Below are 21,041 nucleotides of genomic sequence, written 5' to 3'. Positions count from 1 at the left end.
GTCACACTACGTATTACATGAGTGGCAACAATGGATAAGATCGAAGTTAGGGGGGCTCGAACCCATAACCTAAAAAACGTCAATCTGACAATTCCTCGCGACAAACTAACCGTTATCACTGGCCTTTCGGGCTCAGGTAAGTCTTCACTTGCCTTTGATACTCTGTACGCAGAGGGGCAACGTCGTTATGTGGAATCCTTATCCGCTTATGCAAGACAGTTTTTATCCTTGATGGAAAAGCCCGATGTTGACCACATCGAAGGCTTATCTCCAGCCATCTCTATTGAGCAAAAGTCCACCTCGCATAATCCCCGCTCGACTGTAGGTACCATCACAGAAGTCTATGACTACTTACGCTTGCTGTATGCTCGTGTGGGCGAGCCACGCTGCCCGGAGCACAAAACACCATTAGCCGCACAAACTGTTAGCCAAATGGTTGATAAGGTTCTAGAGCTACCTGAAGGCTCTAAAATGATGTTGCTAGCTCCAATTGTTAAGGAGCGTAAAGGTGAGCATGTTAAAACTCTAGAAAACCTGTCAGCTCAAGGTTTTATTCGCGCCCGTATCGATGGAGAAACCTGCGATCTTTCCGATCCACCGACACTGGAACTGCATAAAAAGCACACCATTGAGGTGGTTGTCGACCGCTTTAAAGTTCGAGATAACTTACAGCAGCGTCTTGCCGAATCTTTTGAAACCGCGCTAGAACTATCAGGTGGCATCGTCGGTGTCGCATGGATGGATGAACCAGAAAAAGAAGACATCATCTTTTCTGCTAATTTCGCTTGCCCTTACTGTGGTTATAGCTTGCAAGAGCTTGAGCCTCGCCTGTTTTCGTTTAACAACCCTGCTGGGGCCTGCCACACGTGTGATGGTTTAGGAGTCCAGCAATACTTCGATCCAGCACGAGTCGTGATGGATGAAGATCTGAGCATTGCTGAAGGTGCGATTCGTGGTTGGGATCAGAAGAACTATTACTACTTCCAAATGCTGACCTCACTGGCCAAGCACTACGACTTTGACTTATACGCGCCCTTTAAATCTCTGCCGAAAAAGATCAAAGATGTGGTGCTCACAGGCTCAGGCCGCACAGAGGTAGAATTTAACTACGTTAACGATCGCGGTGATATCCGCGTGAAACGCCATCCATTTGAAGGGATCCTAAATACCCTTGAGCGTCGTTATCGTGATACTGAATCTAACTCAGTACGTGAAGATCTCGCGAAATATATCTCGACAAAATCCTGTGGTTCTTGTGGCGGTACTCGTCTGCGTGAAGAAGCTCGTAATGTCTTTATAGCTGATACCACATTGCCAGAAATCGTCGAAATGAGCATCAGTGGTGCCATGGATTTTTTCCGTTCATTAGAGCTTGAGGGACAACGAGCCCAAATAGCAGAGAAGGTCATGAAAGAGATCAATGATCGTCTGCACTTCCTCGTTAATGTTGGCCTTAACTACCTAAACCTGTCACGCAGTGCCGAAACGCTTTCAGGCGGTGAAGCGCAGCGTATCCGCTTGGCAAGTCAAATTGGTGCAGGTCTAGTCGGGGTAATGTACGTTCTTGATGAGCCTTCTATTGGTCTCCACCAGCGTGATAATGAACGTCTTCTTAATACGCTAACGCATTTAAGAGATCTAGGTAACACCGTATTGGTTGTTGAACACGACGAAGATGCTATCCGAACGGCAGACCACGTCATTGATATTGGCCCTGGCGCAGGCGTTCATGGTGGTTCTGTAGTAGCTGAAGGTACTATTGAAGACATTATCCAATCAGAAGAGTCGCTAACTGGTCAGTACCTGAGCGGGAAACGAGAAATTGCGATTCCTCAGCAACGTACACCAATGGATGCTAAGAAAGTGGTTAAGCTGCAAGGTGCAACAGGTAACAACCTTAAAAATGTCGATTTAACCATTCCAGTTGGTCTATTTAGCTGTATTACTGGTGTTTCCGGTTCAGGTAAATCCACCCTGATTAATGATACCTTCTTTAAAATAGCGCACACTCAGCTCAATGGAGCGACAACAGCCGAACCATCTCCTTATAAGAAGATTGAAGGTTTAGAGCATTTCGATAAAGTGATCGATATTGACCAAAGTCCAATCGGTCGTACACCCCGCTCTAACCCTGCTACTTATACTGGAATCTTCACACCTATTCGTGAACTGTTCGCAGGCACTCAAGAGTCACGCTCTCGTGGCTACAAGCCTGGTCGCTTTAGCTTTAATGTTCGCGGCGGCCGCTGTGAAGCATGCCAAGGTGACGGCGTTATCAAAGTAGAGATGCACTTCTTACCTGATGTATACGTGCCTTGTGATGTATGTAAAGGGAAGCGTTATAACCGTGAAACGTTAGAAGTTCGCTACAAAGGCAAGACCATTGATGAAGTACTACAAATGACTGTAGAAGATGCTCGTGAGTTCTTCGATCCGGTTCCTGTAATTGCTAGAAAACTACAAACCTTAATGGACGTAGGTCTTTCGTACATTCGTCTCGGTCAAGCGGCGACAACACTTTCAGGTGGTGAAGCTCAACGAGTTAAACTGGCTAGAGAACTCTCTAAACGTGATACGGGTAAAACACTCTATATTTTAGATGAGCCAACAACAGGCCTGCACTTCCACGATATCGAGCTGCTCTTGTCCGTTCTTCACCGTCTGCGTGACCATGGCAATACCGTCGTCGTTATCGAGCACAACCTTGATGTTGTTAAAACTTCTGACTGGATCATCGATTTAGGGCCAGAGGGTGGACAAGGAGGAGGCGAAATTATCGCTCAAGGCACCCCAGAAAATGTGTCTCAAGTCGAAGGTTCTCACACAGCACGCTTCCTAAAGCCTATGCTAAAAGGTTAAATTAGGGCATCTTAGAAGAGTGACGTATGGTTACGTCACTCTCTTTCTTGTTCATTAACTAGTAGCAAGCATGGCAATTACTCATACCAACGGTACAGAACTGGCTGAAAACCGAGTTCGTCCCCCGCTCAATCGAAAATTCATGGCCGCTATGGCGATGCTTTATCTCATCGCGACACATGCCTTCTGGCCAAATCCTGGCAGTTTGGGGCTTGCACTTACCTTCAATAACACTGCATGGATTGCATTTAGCATTGCTTTAGCTATTGGGCTTTATCAACTCGGTAGCAACCAAATATTGCGTTATAGCAAACTTACTATTGGTTTATTGCTCTCTTGTATTCTGTTAAGTGTTCCACTGTTCTACAGCAAACCCGACATGGTTTCCGTCGCTCCTCGCTTTATTGCACTGTGGAGTGGCATGTTGTTGTTCATTGTTTTGCAGCAATTTCGGTTCACCAATAAACAGAAGCAACGGTTTCTGTGGTTAGTTGTTCTGGCAGCTCTGATTGAGTCTGCGATTGGCTATGGCCAATATTTCTTGCTGTCCGATGATAATTTCATGGGCTATGACGTAGTTATTAACCGCCCCTATGGCATCTTCCAACAACCTAATGTGATGGCAAGCTTTCTCGCTACCGCGCTGGTTCTGTCTGGTTACCTGCTCGCACGCCAACGACATAAATATAACTGGCACATCAGTGATGTCTCCATCTTATATTTAACACCCGTTATTACCTTACCTCTAATTGTCGTTTTAGGCTCAAGAACAGGCTGGCTAGGTGCACTAACCGGAACATTGCTGCTTATCCCTTATCTGTATCGACACTCAACTAAGAAGCGCTTTCGAGGCTGGACTTTTGCGAGTTTAGCAGGCGTGGCATTGGGACTTTTACTTGGATTTGGCAACACCAATAGCCAAAACTTCATCGAACAAAAAGCCAGCTTTGCCGATGTTCGTACAACGATTTACAGCCAATCCATAGATATGCTGATCGAGAAGCCATTTACTGGCTATGGATTAGGAAAGTTTGAACCTGAGTACATGGTGTATACCGCTCGACAGCACCAGCTTAACAATCACTTTGCTGCTGGCGTACCTGCTCTGGATCACCCACATAACGAATTGTTGTTTTGGGGGATTGAGGGGGGATTGCTGCCGGTTCTGGGTATATTGCTCGCCGCTCTCTTCGTCTTAAGCCGAATTTATACCGCTAAACCCGGTACACGCTTGGCTATATTTGCTCTATTCCTACCCATTGTACTGCACAGTCAATTGGAGTATCCGTTTTATCATTCACTGATACACTGGGTTACCTTTATCATCCTGATCTATTGGGTAGATCAACGCACGCCTCGATTAAAACAAGCATCGTTATCCGGCGTAACTAAGACATCGACACGAGTAATGTCTTTATTGATACCAATTTTGATCACCACCTATATGGTTGCGTCTTTGCATACCAACTATGTGTTAACTAAGTTTGAAAAATCTGACCCAGTCGATGTCACCATCTTAGAGCAAGTCAGTAACCCTATGGCATGGCAAGATCGCTATGATTGGGATGTCTATAGCACGTACCTAAAGCTCGGATTGCGCACTGGCGATAAAACGCTGATTCAACCTTATATTGACTGGTCTGTAGATATTATCCGTCATAAGCCACGCCCTGCCTTTTATCGTAATCTGATATTGGCTTACCAAGGGATGGGAGATACGAGTAAAGCTCAACAAGTAAAAACCGAAGCGGAGTATCTGTTCCCTTATCAGCAGTTTGAGCTGGTTACTACCGAGCCTGTGCAGGCGAAGTCTCTGCTACAAACTAAATACACTCAATGACGATGAAAACGGGACGCTACTTAGCATCCCGTTCATTATCCGCCCCATTCATACAAGGCAGGAATATCAATAATATCGTTATCAAAGCGAATCGTAATGAACTGAGGCTCTATAGCGAGTAGCTGGATGTTATTCAGTCTATCCCCTTCTTTTAGCTCTTGACCATTGATTTTAACCCAACGTCGCTGAGCATCAGACGAATACATATGAGTTTGTAGATTCATGGCAGGCAGACGTCCACGATAGCGAGCTTGATTATCCTCCAGAGCGATATGATCCGAATTACTTGGTACTAAAGAAGGTTCTGTCTTGTTGATGGCAGACGCGACTTTGCGAGCAATCTCAGGGTCTAAGCCACTCAGATCTAAGTTCTCTAAGTCAAAAGACTGTTCTGAAGCCGTGTTGGTATCTGACACAACGTCACTAAGTGAACTGGCACTCGTCGTGTTTGCGACTTGAGTGACCTGAGTCGTAGCAACGGGCACGCTTACTTTCGGCAACGGTTTAAGCTGCGAAAAATCAGGGTATGCCAAAATAGAGTATGCTTTGCTCGGTTGTTGTGGGTCCTCCGGTGCACTCTGAGAGGCTATTGCACCGATAGAAATGAGCACTAAACTACTCCAGATTAGAGATTTCATAGTGACCCCTCTTGGTTCTGCTTGGCTTCAATGGAAGGTGGATTATTCTGGGTTAACAGCTCCAATTTACGTAGCGTATTGCGCCCAGCTATGCCATCAACTTCAATATCCTGCCAACGTTGAAAGACTTCCACTTTACGTTTTAGTGCTTCGTCGAAAATATCGCTACCAGAAGGTGTTCCTCCAAGCACTTTTGACAGTTTTTCATCCAATAACCGAACTTGCGCTCCCTGTTGATTTAATCGGAGCGTCGTTTGCAATTCACGTTGCCAAATAGAGTAGTACTCACCGGTCCATAGCTGCTCAAGCCATGATTTTGGCAAAGCGATACGTTGCCGACCATTCAATATTTGCACTTGGTCGTCTGAAACTTGATATAGCACCACATAACTTTGTTGCCCATCCAAATACAGTGACATCACAACGGGCAGATTCTGTTGCTCTATCTGAGACAAGGTACCTAAATACTTTTGGCACTCAAAACTACTGCTCGGTGATTCTTCACACATGCCATCAAGTACGCCTGCTTTGTAGCCCCAAACCGCGTAAAGCTCTTGAATCGCCGATATTTTGTCTTTTCGTTTAAACAGATCGTGCAGTAGCTCTTGAGGGTAAGATTCCGCAACATTGTTAACGGGTATTATCACTCCTTTAGAGGAAGAGTTTGAGGCACTGACTGATTCAACAACTTGCTGTTGGTTGGATAATGATGACAACCACGCTAATCCTTCGGCGCCTTTCCAGTACAGCCCCCCAGCAACCGCAATGCCTAGTAACGCAGGCATTGCATAAGTCGACAATAACTCTGACAAACCACCACCTGTGCTTTGCACCGAATATCCCACACCAGGAGCTTGGAATGAAAGAATATCCTCACAAGCTTTTTGAGCCAAAGACTTAGATACTTTTTTCTCTCCTGAGTGATAGGCATACTGCAATGCTTTATCACCGATGAGATTAATCAAACGCGGAATGCCCTGACTGGCTTTATTCATCACAGCCACCGCCCCCTTCGAAAACAGTGAAGTGTCACCGCCAGCCGTCGACAAACGAAACTCTATATATTGGCGAGTCTCCCCTTCCGTGAGCGGCAATAGGTGATAACGTCCAGTGATTCGTTGGGCCAATTGGCGTAATTGGGTTGTGCGCAGTTTGTCTTGCAACTCAGGTTGACCAATCAACAGCACTTTCAGCAACTTATGATCATCCGTTTCAAGGTTAGTCAACAGTCGCAACTGCTCAAGAACTCCCGCAGAGAGATGCTGTGCTTCATCGATCACGAGCAGCGTATTGATGCCCTGTTGATCATTATCGATTAGATATTGGTATATGGCTTGGCTGAGCTGTTTTAAGGAAGCCCTTTCAGGGTAACTAAGCGAAAACTCGTCGCAGATGGCTTCAAGCAGATCTTGACTCGAAAACGTAGGATTTAGGATCAATCCAGATGCCGTTTTATCATCCAGTGACGCTAACATGGCTTTGGCTACGGTGGTTTTTCCTGTCCCCACTTCCCCCGTTAACATGGCAAACCCACCACCTTGTCCAAGACCAGCTTGAAGGTGCTGCATTGCTTCTCGATGTCGCTGACTCAAGAATAAATAACGAGAGCTCGGTACTATTGAAAATGGCACCTCGTAAAAACCAAAATAATCCTTATACATCCATTCAACCTTACAATATCAGTCAAAGCAAAGTACCATTGAGCCAGATGAATGCCAACGGCTAAGTACGAAAAAGGGGAGCCAATTTGCAAGTCTATCTTGTTGGGGGCGCAGTACGCGACCAATTGCTTAAACTTGAGGTCTATGACAAAGATTGGGTCGTGGTTGGCGCAACGCCAGAACAAATGTTGGCTGACGGCTTTCAAGCTGTAGGTAAGGAATTTCCTGTCTTCTTGCATCCTAAATCGAAACAAGAACACGCTCTCGCTCGCACTGAACGCAAAGCTGGCAAAGGCTATACCGGTTTCGAATGCTTTTCATCGCCTGATGTTACTCTAGAACAAGACTTAATGCGCCGCGATCTTACCATTAACGCCATGGCACAAGACGGTTCAGGACGTATTATTGACCCTTACAACGGAAAGCAAGACATAAAAAATAAAGTGTTACGTCATGTCTCACCGGCATTCGTTGAAGATCCACTTAGAGTGCTGCGTGTCGCTCGTTTCGCGGCCAAGCTTGCTCACCTCGGATTTACTGTCGCTCCAGAAACCATGGATTTAATGGAATCAATCGTTAGCGATGGGGAATTGCAGCACTTGACCGCCGAACGAGTCTGGCAAGAGTGGCACAAATCACTGACAACTCGTCATCCTGAGGTGTTTTTAGATGTACTTCGTTCCTGCGGTGCTCTTGCAGTTGTTTTGCCAGAATTAGATGCGTTGTTTCGTGTTCCGCAACCTGAAAAGTGGCATCCTGAGATCGATACGGGCATACACACGCTGATGGTTGCTCAGCAAGCCGCCTTGCTAAGCGCATCGCCAATCGTCCGTTTTGCCGCTCAAGTCCATGACCTCGGAAAAGCTCTAACGCCTGCAGAAGAGTGGCCAAGTCATAAGCTTCATACGCACACTGGACAAAAAGCCATAAAGTCTCTTTGCAGTCGCGTACGTGTACCGAATGAATACCGTGATTTAGCTGTTGCAGTTTGTGCTCAGCACTCCAACGTTCATCGCGCGGCCGAGCTAAGGCCGGCAACCTTCATTAAGATTTTTGGTCAGCTCGATGTGTGGCGTAAACCCGAAAAATTACAGCAAGTCTTGGTGTGCTGTGAAGCAGACCATAAAGGACGAAAAGGACTGGAGAGCACCCCATATCCACAAGCTGAACGTTTCATGCAAGCTTACCAAGCGGCAATCAGTGTTGAAGTACAAGACATCATAACAGATGGTTTTAAAGGACAAGCGATTAAAGAAGAACTCGATAAGCGTCGTGTTAAAGCCGTAGAACAGAGTCTAAGCCCTAAGGCTTAGACTCTGTCGTCTTAGCTCATCAGTAAAAACGCAAATAGGCCCACACCTAAAATCAATCGATAGATCACAAATGGTGTCATACCCATTCTTGAGATCAGTTTTAGGAAAAAGTGAATACAAATGTATGCGCTAATAAAAGACACGATGATGCCAGTTAGCAGGAAACCAACATGAATGGGCTCAGAGCCTGTAACCAGTTTTAACCCCAGATAGGCACCTGCTAAAGTGATGATTGGGATAGACATTAGAAACGAGAAACGCGCTGCCGCTTCGCGAGTAAATCCGAGATACAACGCCGCCGTGATGGTCGCACCAGAGCGAGAAGTACCAGGTATGATCGCCAAAGCTTGTGCCAAGCCAATAAATAGCGCTTTCTTCCAACCCGCTTGGTATTCATCGTCTGCTAGCTTGGAGTTTTTATCCACCCACCATAGCAGCAAACCAAACACTATTGTCGTTGTCGCAATCACATAAGCACTGCGCAAATACAGTTCCACGATGTCCTTCATCAGCAAACCAAAGATACACGCAGGAATAGTTGCAAGGACAATCATCCAAGCCAACTTAGCCTCTTTGCTGCGCTCCCCTTTGAAAATAGAGCCGAATAACGCACCAAATAAGGTAACCACTTCCTTGCGGAAATAGAGCACCACCGCAGCTAAGGTACCCACGTGCACAGCCACATCAAAGGCTAAACCTTGATCTTCCCATCCTAGAACCGCTGAAGGTAAAATCAGGTGAGCTGAACTTGAGATAGGCAAAAACTCAGTAAGTCCCTGAATGAGGGCCAATATAAAGGCGTCAAAATAACTCATTATTAACTACCAACTAAAATTGAAAATCGATTCTTCTTAAAGCCACAGGGGATGGAATCATCGCTAAGATCTGACCGAGTGTGCGCTCATCATTTGGAATGACCAAATCTGGAGCAAGATCATACAGAGGTTGTGTGACAAATGAATATTTAAAAATGTCTTCACGTGGAACGAGCGGTTTTTTTTGTGAGATTTCATTTCCAAACAGCAAGATATCGAGATCTATGGTGCGATTTTGAAACTTAGCCGCATCAATATCTCGCCCCCACTTAACCTCGATCTCTTTCAGAGCCGCACTAAGCTCAACCAAGCTCAATGATGTCTCTAAACAAACCACCATGTTGTAGAAATCATTACCCGAAAAACCAAAAGATTCACACGTATACACCGGCGACATCTTTAAATTACTAGCGATGAGCGATAGCTCGTGGCACGCAGCGCGAATATGTTTTTCACGCTCCACATTAGAACCAACACCAATAAAGGCAGTAATCATGCCTCGCCTCGTTCGATGACAACGCCAACACTTTTCGCTTGTGGTACTGCGCCCGGTTTCGCTAAACGAATTTTCACCCAAGACACAGAAAATTGTGTTTGAATTAACTCAGCAATTTCTTCCGCAACTCTTTCTACCAGCAGAAAACGACCGTTTTCAATATGGTTGAGTACGGCTTCGCTCACCTTTGAGTAATCTAATGCATCAATGACATCGTCGCTTTTTCCTGCTGGAGCATTGTCGTGAGCCATTTCAATATCTAATATAAGCTTTTGTTTTATTTCTTGTTCCCAGTCATAAACACCAATAGTAGTAATGACTTCAAGCTGTTCTATAAATACTTTATCCAATGCCATGATTTGTCCTTTATTAGAGGTCGGATACCCATTTGTTGGGAAAAAACGTACTATTTTCGATATGATATCAGTCCCCTTAGATAATTTCTTGCGAAAAGGTGCCTAATGACCCCATTAGCGTTTGCTATGATCATCGCAGCTTACTTACTTGGTTCAGTCTCAAGTGCAGTGCTGATCTGTCGTTTGCTGCGATTACCTGATCCAAGAACAGTAGGCTCAAATAACCCAGGCGCTACCAATGTGCTTCGTATTGGAGGCAAAGGGGCTGCGGTGGGCGTGCTATTGTGCGATATGCTCAAAGGTACTATTCCGGTTTGGAGTGGCTACTATCTGGGGATCGACCCTGTCATTCTTGGTGTCATTGCGATTGCTGCGTGTCTTGGGCACATGTACCCTATTTTCTTTCACTTCAAAGGCGGAAAAGGAGTCGCGACCGCACTTGGCGCGATTGCACCTATCGGCTGGGATCTCACCGGGCTTATCACTGGCACTTGGCTACTGGTTGCTGTGATCTTTCGTTATTCATCCTTAGCGGCCATCGTCACTGTTTTGCTTGCACCAGTTTACACTTGGATGGCAAGACCACTCTTTACACTTCCTGTTGCTATGTTGAGCTGTCTTATTTTACTGAGGCATCACCAAAACATTCGCCGATTGTTTGATGGAAGTGAACCCAAACTTGGTAAGAAAAAAATCTCGTAGTTGGCAGCTAACCAAATAGCAAAAAGCGGCGCCAATTGGCACCGCTAAACACTATTCGAGCATGGAGAGTTATCACTGTTAGCTATGCTGAGCTAAGAACTCTGTCAGCATGGCAGTCACGTATTCTGGCTGCTCTAAATTACTGATATGACCAGCTTCTGGGATCACATTGATCGCACTGCCAGAAATCAAATCATTCATCAAATACGATTCAAGTACCGGACGTGGCTTATCTTCTGCTCCGACTGCGACTAGAGCAGGTAGCGCGAATTTCTCAATTTCATCGCACAAATCACGTCGACCGAAGACCATACGACCAATCCTTGCAACTTCAACCGCTCTGTCACCGCTTAATGCAGACAACTTAGTTTCAAAACCATCAACAAGCTCAGCATTAACCTGTTTGGCATTATTGGCAAAGAACAGTGGCACCACTGCTTCAACAATCGGTGCTGGCACGGCTTTAAGCTCGGTGATTGTTGCTAGCATGGCGAAATATTTAGCATGAGCAACTTCAGGCTCTAGACCTACAAACGTGTCCATAAGGACTAAGCTCTTGACTCTCGCTGGTGCTAATGCGGTTAGCTCTGCGCCCCACATCCCGCCAACGGACAAACCAACGATAGAAAACTCATCAATTTCAAGCTCATCCATTAACGCCAAGAGATGTTGCGCGTAATCTTTAAGATTCGACATCGAAGTTGGCGCTGCCTCGGACTCGCCATGCGCCCAAAGGTCTGGAACAATGCAGCGATAGTGTTGGCTTAGTGCTTGCACTTGCGGTTGCCACATCGCACTGTCCCACAAATAGCTGTGACCAAAAAGAACTACTGGTCCTTGACCCACATCTTGATATGCCATGGTTTGGCCATCAACCTTGAATTGTTTCATATTCGTTCATTCCCTATGTTTTTTAACAGGTTAACATAGATAGTAAGTCACAGACTTTCGCTATTTTGTTAAAATATGTCGTTAAAAAAGGCCACCTAAGTGACCTTTTCTTTACGCTTTAATCGGCTTTAGTTGGTCAATTGGCCAACGTGGCGTAGCCTCTACTGAGAGCTCAGCGGCTTCACCATTTTTCAGTCGCTGCATACCGGCATAAGCTATCATGGCACCATTATCGGTACAAAATTCAGTACGAGGATAATAGACTTCGCCTCCAATTTTGTTCGCGAGGGTTTCAAGCTCTTGACGCAAGAATTTGTTAGCACTCACTCCACCGGCAATAACAATGCGCTTCATACCAGTTTGTTTTAGAGCACGCTTGCATTTAATTGCCAGTGTATCGCACACCGCTTCTTGGAATGCATAAGCGATATCTGCACGGGTTTGTTCACTATCATCATTGGCCGCGATTGTATTCGCAGCAAAAGTCTTCAAACCAGAGAAACTCATATCCAAACCTGGACGATCCGTCATTGGACGCGGGAACTTAAATCGACCCGGTGTGCCTTTGTCAGCTAATTTAGACAACAAAGGTCCGCCTGGATAATCCAACCCCATCAATTTAGCGGTTTTATCAAAGGCTTCACCAGCAGCATCGTCAATAGACTCACCAAGGATCTGATATTCACCAATGCCTTTTACTTCAACGATCATACTGTGGCCACCAGAGACCAAAAGCGCAATAAATGGAAATGGCGGTGGGTTGTCCTCTAACATTGGGGCAAGCAGGTGACCTTCCATATGATGTACAGGAATAGCCGGAACTCCCCACGCGTACGCCATGCTTCGACCAATCGTAGTACCCACCAATAGTGCACCAACCAGACCCGGACCAGCGGTATACGCGACACCATCAATATCTTTTGGTGTTAAATTCGCTTCCGCTAATGCAGCTTTGATCAACGGGATCGTTTTTTTAACATGATCACGAGACGCCAGTTCAGGAACCACACCACCATAATCGGCGTGCAGTTTCACTTGGCTATATAGTTGATGCGAAAGCAATCCTTTCTCATCGTCATAGATTGCGATGCCAGTTTCATCACAAGAGGTTTCAATACCTAAAATGCGCATATTGTTCTCGACATATTTCGAAATTGGCGCAATATTACCTCGTCATTGGCTCTCAAACAAATTTTGTACAAGAGATAGACGACAAAGTACTTTACAAAGCCCATCTGATCGGATTAAAATTCCGCACCATTTTTGATCTAGCTGGTTTATCGCTTAGAACTAAGAACTTCGATAGGAACGTCTTAGACCTAACAAACAAGCGCCAGCATTAATGAATAGTTAACCCCTGAGGTGAAAGGCATATGCCAGTAGTTAAAGTACGTGAAAACGAACCGTTCGACGTTGCACTACGTCGTTTCAAGCGCTCTTGCGAAAAAGCAGGTATCCTTTCTGAAGTGCGTCGTCGTGAGCACTATGAAAAACCAACTACAGTTCGCAAACGCGCTAAAGCAGCAGCTCAAAAGCGTCACGCTAAGAAGCTAGCTCGCGAAAACGCTCGTCGCGTTCGCCTGTACTAATAACTAGGTCCAATAGGATTTAAGTTATGGCTCTGATTGATAAACTCAAAGACGAGCAAAAACTAGCGATGAAAGCCAAGGACAAACCGCGCCTTGGCACTATTCGTTTAGCTTTAGCCGCCATTAAGCAACGTGAAGTTGACGAACAGATTACTCTGGGCGAAGACGACATTCTTGCTGTGCTGACTAAAATGGTTAAACAACGTCGCGACTCTGTTACGCAATTTGAAGCAGCTGGTCGTCAAGACCTTGCTGAAGCTGAGCAAGCTGAAATTGCCGTACTTGAGGACTTTATGCCTCAACCGCTGACTGACGAGGAAGTATCTGCACTGATTGAAAGTGCGATTACGGAATCTGGTGCTGCGGGCATGCAAGACATGGGTAAGGTAATGGGTGTGCTTAAGCCACAAATTCAAGGCCGTGCAGATATGGGTAAAGTAAGTGGTCTAGTTCGCGCTAAACTCGCTTAATCTCCCAATCAAATTGCAGCAAGCCGTGCTATCCTTTGGAACGCACGGCTTGTTTGTATCTCACTCTCGTAAAAAGGTTTTATGGCAGGAATTATCCCTCGTAGCTTTATTGATGATCTGTTGGCTCGTCTAGATATAGTCGACATCATTGATGCGCGCGTAAAACTGAAAAAACAAGGCAAGAACTACGGTGCTTGCTGCCCTTTCCATAACGAGAAAACTCCGTCATTTAGTGTTAGCCAAGAGAAACAGTTTTATCATTGTTTTGGCTGTGGTGTACACGGTAATGCGATTGATTTTCTTATGGAATATGAACGCCTTGAGTTCGTAGAGGCGATCGAAGAGCTGGCCGCTTCACTTGGGTTAGATGTCCCTCGTGAACAACGTAATGGCAGCTCAGGCAATTTTTCCAAAGGGCCTACAGCCAATAGTGAGCAGAAACGATCTTTGTATGATCTCATGGGTACGATCGGACAGTACTATCGAGATCAGCTTAAAGTTTCAGCAAATAAAGCCGCTATAGAGTACTTAAAGGGTCGTGGACTCTCTGGAGAAATTGTCCAAAAGTTTGGCATTGGTTATGTGCCTGACGAGTGGGACAGTGTTCGAAAGAACTTCGGTCAACAAAAAGCTACCCAAGACATGTTGGTGTCTGGCGGTATGCTTATTGAGAACGACAAAGGTAACCGATACGACCGATTTAGAGGTCGTATCATGTTCCCAATCCGCGACAGGCGCGGAAGAGTGATTGGGTTTGGCGGACGTGTTCTTGGTAACGACACGCCTAAATATCTCAACTCACCTGAAACACCGATTTTCCATAAAGGCAAAGAGCTATATGGCCTTTATGAAGTGTTGCAGGCGTATAGAGAACCTCCACAAATCTTGGTGGTTGAAGGCTATATGGATGTGGTTGCCTTAGCTCAATACGGTGTTGACTACTCCGTCGCCTCACTCGGTACATCAACCACAGGCGATCACCTTCAGGTCCTGTTTCGTCAAACCAGCACTGTCGTGTGCTGTTACGATGGTGACCGAGCGGGACGAGATGCAGCATGGCGCGCCATGGAAAATGCTTTGCCATATCTAAACGATGGCCGACAGCTAAAATTTATGTTTTTGCCGGATGGTGAGGATCCCGATTCCTTCATTCGTCAAAACGGTAAAGAGGCATTTGAAACTGAAGTACAAAATGCAATGCCTCTCTCTGACTTTATGTTCTCCTCGCTAATGCAGCAAGTAGATAGTCGAACAAAAGAAGGTATGGCGAAGCTTAGTACGCTAGCCGTTCCGCTCATCGATAAAGTGCCAGGTGGAACCCTGCGTCTATACTTGAGAGAACTTCTCGGACGCAAACTTGGGCTTGTTGATGAAAGGCAGCTTCAGCAACTAATTGACCGACAAGGTCAACAAGAAACGCGAGCTCAGCCTCATAAAGAGATTAAACGCACACCAATGCGTGAAGTGATAGCTCTCCTTTTGCAAAATCCGAGCTATGCTGAAATGGTACCTGACCTCTCAACGGTAAGAGATTTATCATTACCGGGGTTGAATTTATTCGTGGAAGTGGTTGATAAATGTCAAGCGCATCCCCATATGACTACAGGCCAGTTATTAGAACAGTGGCGTGGTAGTAACAATGAGGCACTTCTGTCTCGTCTCGCAAGTTGGGTTATTCCGCTTGACGACGACAACCAAGAAGACATATTTATCGATTCATTGGACAAAATATTGTCTCAGTGCATTGAAAAACAAATTGAAAACCTGCAGGCCAAAGAAAGAAGTGTCGGCTTATCAGTCGAAGAAAAACGGGAGCTGCTAGCCTTGATGCTAGACTTAAAAGCGTAACCCAATTCAGTTAGTCAGCAATGAATAAATTTGTTAATATTAGTGGTTTGCATTTCGCATACTAAAATTCCTTCACCAGATCTTAAGTTGGATATCGTCTATGGACCAAAATCCGCAGTCACAGCTAAAATTACTTGTCATTAAGGGCAAGGAACAAGGCTATCTGACCTACGCAGAAGTAAATGACCACCTACCTGAAGAAATCGTCGATTCTGAACAGGTAGAAGATATTATTCAGATGATTAATGACATGGGTATTAAGGTAGTAGAAACTGCTCCTGATGCTGATGACCTTGCTCTGAATGATGACAACAACATCACTGATGAAGATGCTGCAGAAGCTGCTGCAGCGGCACTTTCAAGTGTAGAAAGTGAAATCGGCCGTACAACTGACCCAGTTCGCATGTACATGCGTGAAATGGGTACCGTTGAGCTATTGACTCGCGAAGGCGAGATCGACATTGCGAAACGTATTGAAGACGGTATCAACCAAGTTCAAAGCTCTGTAGCTGAATACCCAGGCACTATCCCTTATATTCTTGAACAGTTTGACAAGGTTCAAGCTGAAGAGCTTCGCCTTACCGACGTAATCACAGGCTTCGTCGATCCAAACGAAGAAGAAACGACAGCGCCAACAGCGACTCATATCGGTTCTGAGCTTTCTGAAGCGGATCTGGAAGACGAAGACGACGAAGAAGCTGATGAAGATGACGATAGTGAGGAAGAGGAAGAAGATACAGGTATCGATCCTGAACTTGCTCTAGAGAAGTTCACTGCGCTTCGCAATAGCTATCAAGACCTTCAACTGGTTATCAACGAATATGGTTATGACAGTCCACAAGTGGCCAAGTCGCATGAGTTGGTACAAGAAGTCTTTAAAGAATTCCGTCTGACACCAAAACAATTTGATCACCTAGTGAACGAATTGCGCACTTCAATGGATCGCGTACGCACTCAAGAGCGTCTGATCATGCGTCAAGCTGTTGAATACGGCAAGATGCCTAAGAAGTCTTTCATTGCCGTATTCACTGGTAATGAGTCAAGTGCAGCTTGGCTAGATGAAGTACTTGCCTCTGACAAGCCATACGCAGAGAAAATCAAACGTTACGAAGATGACATTCGTCGTTCGATTCAAAAACTAGACATCATTGAAGAAGAAACATCGCTTTCTGTTCAAAACATTAAAGACATCAGCCGTCGTATGTCTATCGGTGAAGCGAAAGCTCGTCGTGCGAAGAAAGAGATGGTTGAAGCGAACTTACGTCTCGTAATTTCGATTGCTAAAAAGTACACCAACCGCGGTCTACAATTCTTGGATCTGATCCAAGAAGGTAACATCGGTCTAATGAAAGCAGTAGATAAATTTGAATATCGCCGTGGTTATAAGTTTTCAACTTATGCGACATGGTGGATCCGTCAGGCAATCACTCGCTCTATCGCAGACCAAGCGCGTACAATCCGTATTCCAGTGCATATGATCGAAACGATCAATAAGCTTAACCGCATTTCTCGCCAAATGCTTCAAGAAATGGGCCGTGAGCCTCTTCCAGAAGAATTAGCAGAACGTATGCAAATGCCGGAAGATAAGATTCGTAAAGTGCTGAAGATTGCTAAAGAGCCGATCTCTATGGAGACACCAATTGGTGACGACGAAGATTCTCATCTAGGTGATTTCATTGAGGATACTACTCTAGAGCTGCCTGTTGATTCTGCAACAATGACTAGCCTACGAGTGGCGACCAAAGACGTGTTAGCAGGTCTTACTCCTCGCGAAGCAAAAGTATTACGTATGCGTTTCGGTATCGATATGAACACTGACCACACTTTAGAAGAGGTGGGTAAACAGTTCGACGTAACGCGTGAGCGTATCCGTCAGATCGAAGCGAAAGCACTACGTAAACTGCGTCACCCAAGTCGCTCGGAGACCCTGCGCAGCTTCCTTGACGAGTAATTCGTAAGCAATTTAACAAAAAGGTGAGCACTAGCTCACCTTTTTTGTTTTATGCGGTTTAAGTGATTAAAAAGCAAGCGCAATTACCCCTTATTGCGTCTAGACACCCAGCGTCCCTTCCCCTATAATCATCCACCTATCGGCCCCTTAGCTCAGTGGTTAGAGCAGTCGACTCATAATCGATTGGTCCGCAGTTCAAGTCTGCGAGGGGCCACCAAATTTAGGAAAGGCGCGTGGAGAAATCCATGCGCCTTTTTCGTTTTTCAAACGTACTAAACAATTACTACTAGCACTCAATTCGCTAAGCGAGTAACGTTATCAAATGAGCATCGAAAGCCTGCTAGTTAATATATCGTTACACAACTTCACCAGTTAACGCTTTACACTTGCTTCTTGGCGTTGAACACTGCCTTGCAACGTGTAGTTAGCAGTCAATAAAGTAGAGTCTGAAAGATATTATGAATAACACGACGGCTAAAAAGTCGAATCCCCTATTTGAAATCCTATTTAATGTTTTCATCCCGTCCTTCATTTTGATGAAATTTAGCGGCGATGAACACTTAGGGACGACCATGGCTTTGGTTGTCGCTTTGCTCTTCCCTGTCGTATACGGTGGCATGGACCTAATCCGCAACAATAAGTTTAACTTTATCGCTGCGCTAGGCTTCGTGAGCGTCCTATTGACAGGAGGTATAGGCCTCTTAGAACTAGACACGCGCTGGTTGGCCTTTAAAGAAGCCCTGATTCCTGGCCTAATCGGTTTAGCGGTACTAGGCTCAACGTTTACTCGTTACCCATTCATGCAAAAGATGATTTTAAATGACAACGTGTTTAATCTGTCGTTAATCAAACAGCGCTTGAATGAGAATGGCAATACCGAAGGTTTTCAACGTTGCTTAGTCTCCTCAAACTACTTATTTGCGAGTACTTTTGCCTTCTCCTCAGCGATGAACTATTTCTTGGCTACGTGGATTGTTACCAGCCCAGCAGGAACACCAGCGTTTAACGAGGAGCTTGGTAAGCTCACACTTTATAGCTACCCTATCATCGCTATTCCAAGTATGTTGATGATGGTTGGCATCTTCTACTACTTGTGGCGCCAAATCAGACAGATGACGTCTTTAGAAACCGAGCAAATCTTCCATAGCGAATAAGTCTCCAACGCCTGAGAGCAGTTTTTCTCTCGGGCACATCTACACGAACTTTCCCTCACATACAAAGATTCCCCCTTTTCTGTTCGCAAATTCACTCTGTTAGTGTTATTTAAGTCTCCAGTAACCACGTCAATCTAAAACACACTTTGATGTAAAATACTTAATTTTCTCGTCGTAAATTAAGTATTAATAAGCACATTATTCGAATCTATTTGAGTGGATTTGTCGCTATTCTGGAGGTCAAAAGAATGGATTATTCATCAATTTGCGATAGTAATCACAACAAATAGCTCACTCAATTTTCTATTGAAAATTAACGTCTAAATTTACCTAGTGATCACAGTCACAGTAATTCAAGAACAGAAGGTCAAGCCATATAAATAAAGGCAATGCTAGTTTGTAACTACTAACTAATACTATTGCCATCAGTTAAAAGTGTGATGTTTACCCACCACTAAATCTGTTCAAAAAACACTCGCAATCATCGGTTTTTGACGTTTTTGACGTGTCAAAATACTATTTTGACGTTTTTAACGGGAACAGTAATTGATAAATTATCTTTTAAGGTGTTTTCTTAATAACGCCTAAGGCCTACAGGCCACTCTTTGGGACATACATGAAGAGGTAGGCTTTAGCACAATGTGAGGAAGGTAGGCTTACCTTCCAGTGAAACAAAAGCAAATAGTAAGGAATAGCTATGCTTGCGCATATTAAAAAAACAGCACTAGCGACAGCAATTATCGCAACCTCAGTAACAGGCTTTAGCTCTGTTACCGTCGCAGCGGAACGCAGCGAATTGACCATCCACCCGAAAGAGTTCAGCACTTTTGTACGCAACTTTAACCCTTATCTGGGTGCGACCAACCTACACACTACAACAGATTTCCTATTCGAACCTTTAGTTGTGTTCAACGAAATGCATGGCAATAAACCTGTATTCCGTTTAGCTGAAGGCTTCAAAATGTCTGATGACCTAAAAACAGTAACCTTTGATATCCGTAAAGGTGTGAAATGGTCTGACGGCGAAACATTCGACGCAGATGATGTTCTATTCTCATTCAATCTAGTGCAGAAAAATCCAGCACTAGACCAAAGCGGCATCAACTCTTGGGTAGAGAAAGTTGAAAAACTGAATGACTACCAAGTGAAGTTCTATCTAACAGAAGCAAACTCTAACGTCCCATACGAGATTGTTAAAGTGCCAGTGGTTCCTGAGCACGTGTGGAAAGACGTTAAAGATCCAACGACCTTCACTAACGAAAATCCTGTAGGTTCTGGTCCATTTACTGAGATCGATACATTCACTCCACAGCTATACGTTCAATGTCGTAATCCTAACTACTGGGACAACGACAACCTAGAGGTTGATTGTCTGCGTGTTCCACAAATTGCTAACAACGACCAGTTCCTAGGCAAAGTTGTTAACTCAGAAATGGATTGGACGTCATCGTTCATTCCTGACATCGACCGCACTTATGCTGCCGCTTCTCCTAACCATCAATACTGGTATCCACCAGCGGGTACACAAGCGTTTGTTGTTAACTTCAAAAACCATGATGCTGCGAAAAAAGAAGCCCTCACTAACGTCGACTTCCGTCGTGCATTCTCGATGGCTCTTGACCGTCAAACTATCATCGATATCGCCTTCTATGGCGGCGGTACTGTGAATGACTTTGCTTCTGGCCTTGGCTACGCATTCGCTACTTGGTCTGACGAAACGATTCACAATAAATACAAAGGCTACAACAGCTACGATGTTGACGGTGCAAAAGCACTGCTAGAAAAAGCAGGCTTTAAAGATGTGAATGGCGATGGCTTTGTAGATACTCCATCTGGTAAATCATTTGAGCTATTTATCCAGTCACCTAACGGCTGGACAGACTTTAACAACACGGTTCAACTTGCTGTAGAGCAACTAGCTGAAGCGGGCATCAAAGCCAAAGCTCGTACGCCTGATTTCTCTGTTTATAATCAAGCAATGTTAGAAGGTAACTACGACGTCGCTTATACCAACTACTTCCACGGTGCAGATCCATACACGTATTGGAACTCTGGTTATAACTCAACGCTTCAAGCTGGTGACGGTATGCCTCGCTTTGCAATGCACTTCTATAAGAATGCTGAGCTAGATAACTTGCTAAATAGCTTCTATAAGACGGCAGATAAAGATGAGCAGCTAGAAATTGCTCATGGCATCCAGAAGATCATTGCTCAAGACCAAGTCACTATTCCAGTGATGTCAGGTGCTTATATGTACCAATACAACACCACTCGTTTTGCGGGTTGGTGGAACGAGCAAAATCCCAAAGGTCGTCCAAATATCTGGGCAGGTATTCCAGAGCGTCTACTACACGTACTGGACCTAAAACCAGTTAAGTAAACACAAACTAAAAGCGGTACATCCGTACCGCTTTCTTCCCCTCACTATGTCTATTTGATGTTTGGCGCTCGTCGTCAG

The 21,041-nt window shown here is 44.9% G+C and carries 17 protein-coding genes and 1 tRNA gene; 11 read left to right on the top strand and 7 right to left on the bottom strand.

The genetic code is table 11. The features are described 5' to 3' along the window. The first annotated feature begins 30 nt into the window (after positions 1–30). Both uvrA and AWH66_RS04725 read left to right on the top strand, forming a co-directional pair. Complete coding sequence (gene uvrA / locus AWH66_RS04730; protein WP_063605907.1) at positions 31–2,859, top strand: excinuclease ABC subunit UvrA; 2,829 nt, start codon at positions 31–33, stop codon at positions 2,857–2,859. Positions 2,860–2,929: 70 nt separating this feature from the next. Beyond that, positions 2,930–4,699, top strand: coding sequence for a PglL family O-oligosaccharyltransferase (locus AWH66_RS04725; RefSeq protein ID WP_063605906.1), 1,770 nt, complete (start codon positions 2,930–2,932; stop codon positions 4,697–4,699). Between the two features lie 35 nt (positions 4,700–4,734). Here AWH66_RS04725 and AWH66_RS04720 read toward each other — a convergent pair whose 3' ends face one another. Both AWH66_RS04720 and AWH66_RS04715 read right to left on the bottom strand, forming a co-directional pair. Next, positions 4,735–5,337, bottom strand: coding sequence for a general secretion pathway protein GspB (locus AWH66_RS04720; protein WP_063605905.1), 603 nt, complete (start codon positions 5,335–5,337; stop codon positions 4,735–4,737). Continuing rightward, positions 5,334–6,998 carry an AAA family ATPase gene (locus tag AWH66_RS04715; protein WP_063605904.1) on the bottom strand — a complete coding sequence of 555 codons (1,665 nt, stop codon included), beginning with the start codon at positions 6,996–6,998 and terminating at the stop codon, positions 5,334–5,336. The genes AWH66_RS04720 and AWH66_RS04715 overlap by 4 nt, the downstream gene beginning before the upstream one ends. Before the next feature lie 86 nt (positions 6,999–7,084). Between AWH66_RS04715 and AWH66_RS04710 the strand changes: the two genes are divergently transcribed. Further along, positions 7,085–8,311, top strand: coding sequence for a multifunctional CCA addition/repair protein (locus tag AWH66_RS04710; RefSeq protein WP_063605903.1), 1,227 nt, complete (start codon positions 7,085–7,087; stop codon positions 8,309–8,311). 11 nt (positions 8,312–8,322) lie between these two features. Here AWH66_RS04710 and AWH66_RS04705 read toward each other — a convergent pair whose 3' ends face one another. Genes AWH66_RS04705 through folB form a run of 3 tightly spaced genes read right to left on the bottom strand, consistent with a single transcriptional unit; the run spans position 8,323 to position 9,978 of the window. After that, on the bottom strand, positions 8,323–9,126 hold the full coding sequence (locus tag AWH66_RS04705; protein WP_063605902.1) for an undecaprenyl-diphosphate phosphatase: 804 nt from the start codon (positions 9,124–9,126) through the stop codon (positions 8,323–8,325). Positions 9,127–9,139: 13 nt separating this feature from the next. Beyond that, positions 9,140–9,622, bottom strand: a complete 483-nt coding sequence (folK, locus tag AWH66_RS04700) for a 2-amino-4-hydroxy-6-hydroxymethyldihydropteridine diphosphokinase (protein ID WP_063605901.1) — start codon at positions 9,620–9,622, stop codon at positions 9,140–9,142. Next, a complete protein-coding gene (gene folB, locus AWH66_RS04695) occupies positions 9,619–9,978 on the bottom strand; it encodes a dihydroneopterin aldolase (RefSeq protein WP_063605900.1) in 360 nt (119 codons plus the stop codon). The genes folK and folB overlap by 4 nt, the downstream gene beginning before the upstream one ends. A 105-nt stretch (positions 9,979–10,083) precedes the next feature. Between folB and plsY the strand changes: the two genes are divergently transcribed. Continuing rightward, positions 10,084–10,680 (top strand): glycerol-3-phosphate 1-O-acyltransferase PlsY, encoded by a 597-nt coding sequence (gene plsY / locus AWH66_RS04690; RefSeq protein WP_038229101.1) that lies wholly within the window; start codon positions 10,084–10,086, stop codon positions 10,678–10,680. Between the two features lie 78 nt (positions 10,681–10,758). Here plsY and AWH66_RS04685 read toward each other — a convergent pair whose 3' ends face one another. Together AWH66_RS04685 and tsaD are read right to left on the bottom strand one after the other, a co-directional pair. Next, positions 10,759–11,571: an alpha/beta fold hydrolase gene (locus AWH66_RS04685; RefSeq protein ID WP_063605899.1), complete on the bottom strand. Its 813-nt coding sequence runs from the start codon at positions 11,569–11,571 to the stop codon at positions 10,759–10,761. Positions 11,572–11,682: 111 nt separating this feature from the next. Beyond that, a complete protein-coding gene (gene tsaD / locus AWH66_RS04680) occupies positions 11,683–12,702 on the bottom strand; it encodes a tRNA (adenosine(37)-N6)-threonylcarbamoyltransferase complex transferase subunit TsaD (protein ID WP_038229098.1) in 1,020 nt (339 codons plus the stop codon). Between the two features lie 242 nt (positions 12,703–12,944). Between tsaD and rpsU the strand changes: the two genes are divergently transcribed. The 7 genes from rpsU to AWH66_RS04645 all read left to right on the top strand — a co-directional run bounded on the left by rpsU (position 12,945) and on the right by AWH66_RS04645 (position 20,963). Then, positions 12,945–13,160: a 30S ribosomal protein S21 gene (gene rpsU, locus AWH66_RS04675; RefSeq protein ID WP_001145625.1), complete on the top strand. Its 216-nt coding sequence runs from the start codon at positions 12,945–12,947 to the stop codon at positions 13,158–13,160. 26 nt (positions 13,161–13,186) lie between these two features. Further along, positions 13,187–13,630: a GatB/YqeY domain-containing protein gene (locus tag AWH66_RS04670; protein ID WP_006075067.1), complete on the top strand. Its 444-nt coding sequence runs from the start codon at positions 13,187–13,189 to the stop codon at positions 13,628–13,630. Positions 13,631–13,711: 81 nt separating this feature from the next. Continuing rightward, positions 13,712–15,478 carry a DNA primase gene (gene dnaG / locus AWH66_RS04665; RefSeq protein ID WP_063605898.1) on the top strand — a complete coding sequence of 589 codons (1,767 nt, stop codon included), beginning with the start codon at positions 13,712–13,714 and terminating at the stop codon, positions 15,476–15,478. 100 nt (positions 15,479–15,578) lie between these two features. Beyond that, a complete protein-coding gene (rpoD, locus tag AWH66_RS04660; protein ID WP_063605897.1) occupies positions 15,579–17,429 on the top strand; it encodes an RNA polymerase sigma factor RpoD in 1,851 nt (616 codons plus the stop codon). 141 nt (positions 17,430–17,570) lie between these two features. Further along, positions 17,571–17,646: transfer RNA gene (locus tag AWH66_RS04655), tRNA-Ile, on the top strand. A 241-nt stretch (positions 17,647–17,887) separates the two neighbouring features. Next, complete coding sequence (locus tag AWH66_RS04650; RefSeq protein ID WP_063605896.1) at positions 17,888–18,583, top strand: VC0807 family protein; 696 nt, start codon at positions 17,888–17,890, stop codon at positions 18,581–18,583. Positions 18,584–19,280: 697 nt separating this feature from the next. Then, entirely contained in the window at positions 19,281–20,963 is a 1,683-nt protein-coding gene (locus tag AWH66_RS04645) for an ABC transporter substrate-binding protein (RefSeq protein WP_063605895.1), read from the top strand. The last annotated feature ends 78 nt before the right edge of the window (positions 20,964–21,041 follow it).

The sequence above is a fragment of the Vibrio barjaei genome, assembly GCF_001639065.2.
Classification (GTDB): Bacteria; Pseudomonadota; Gammaproteobacteria; order Enterobacterales; family Vibrionaceae; genus Vibrio; species Vibrio barjaei.
Note: the sequence above shows the minus strand (reverse complement) of the source record. Positions and strands in the feature narration are given on the sequence as shown.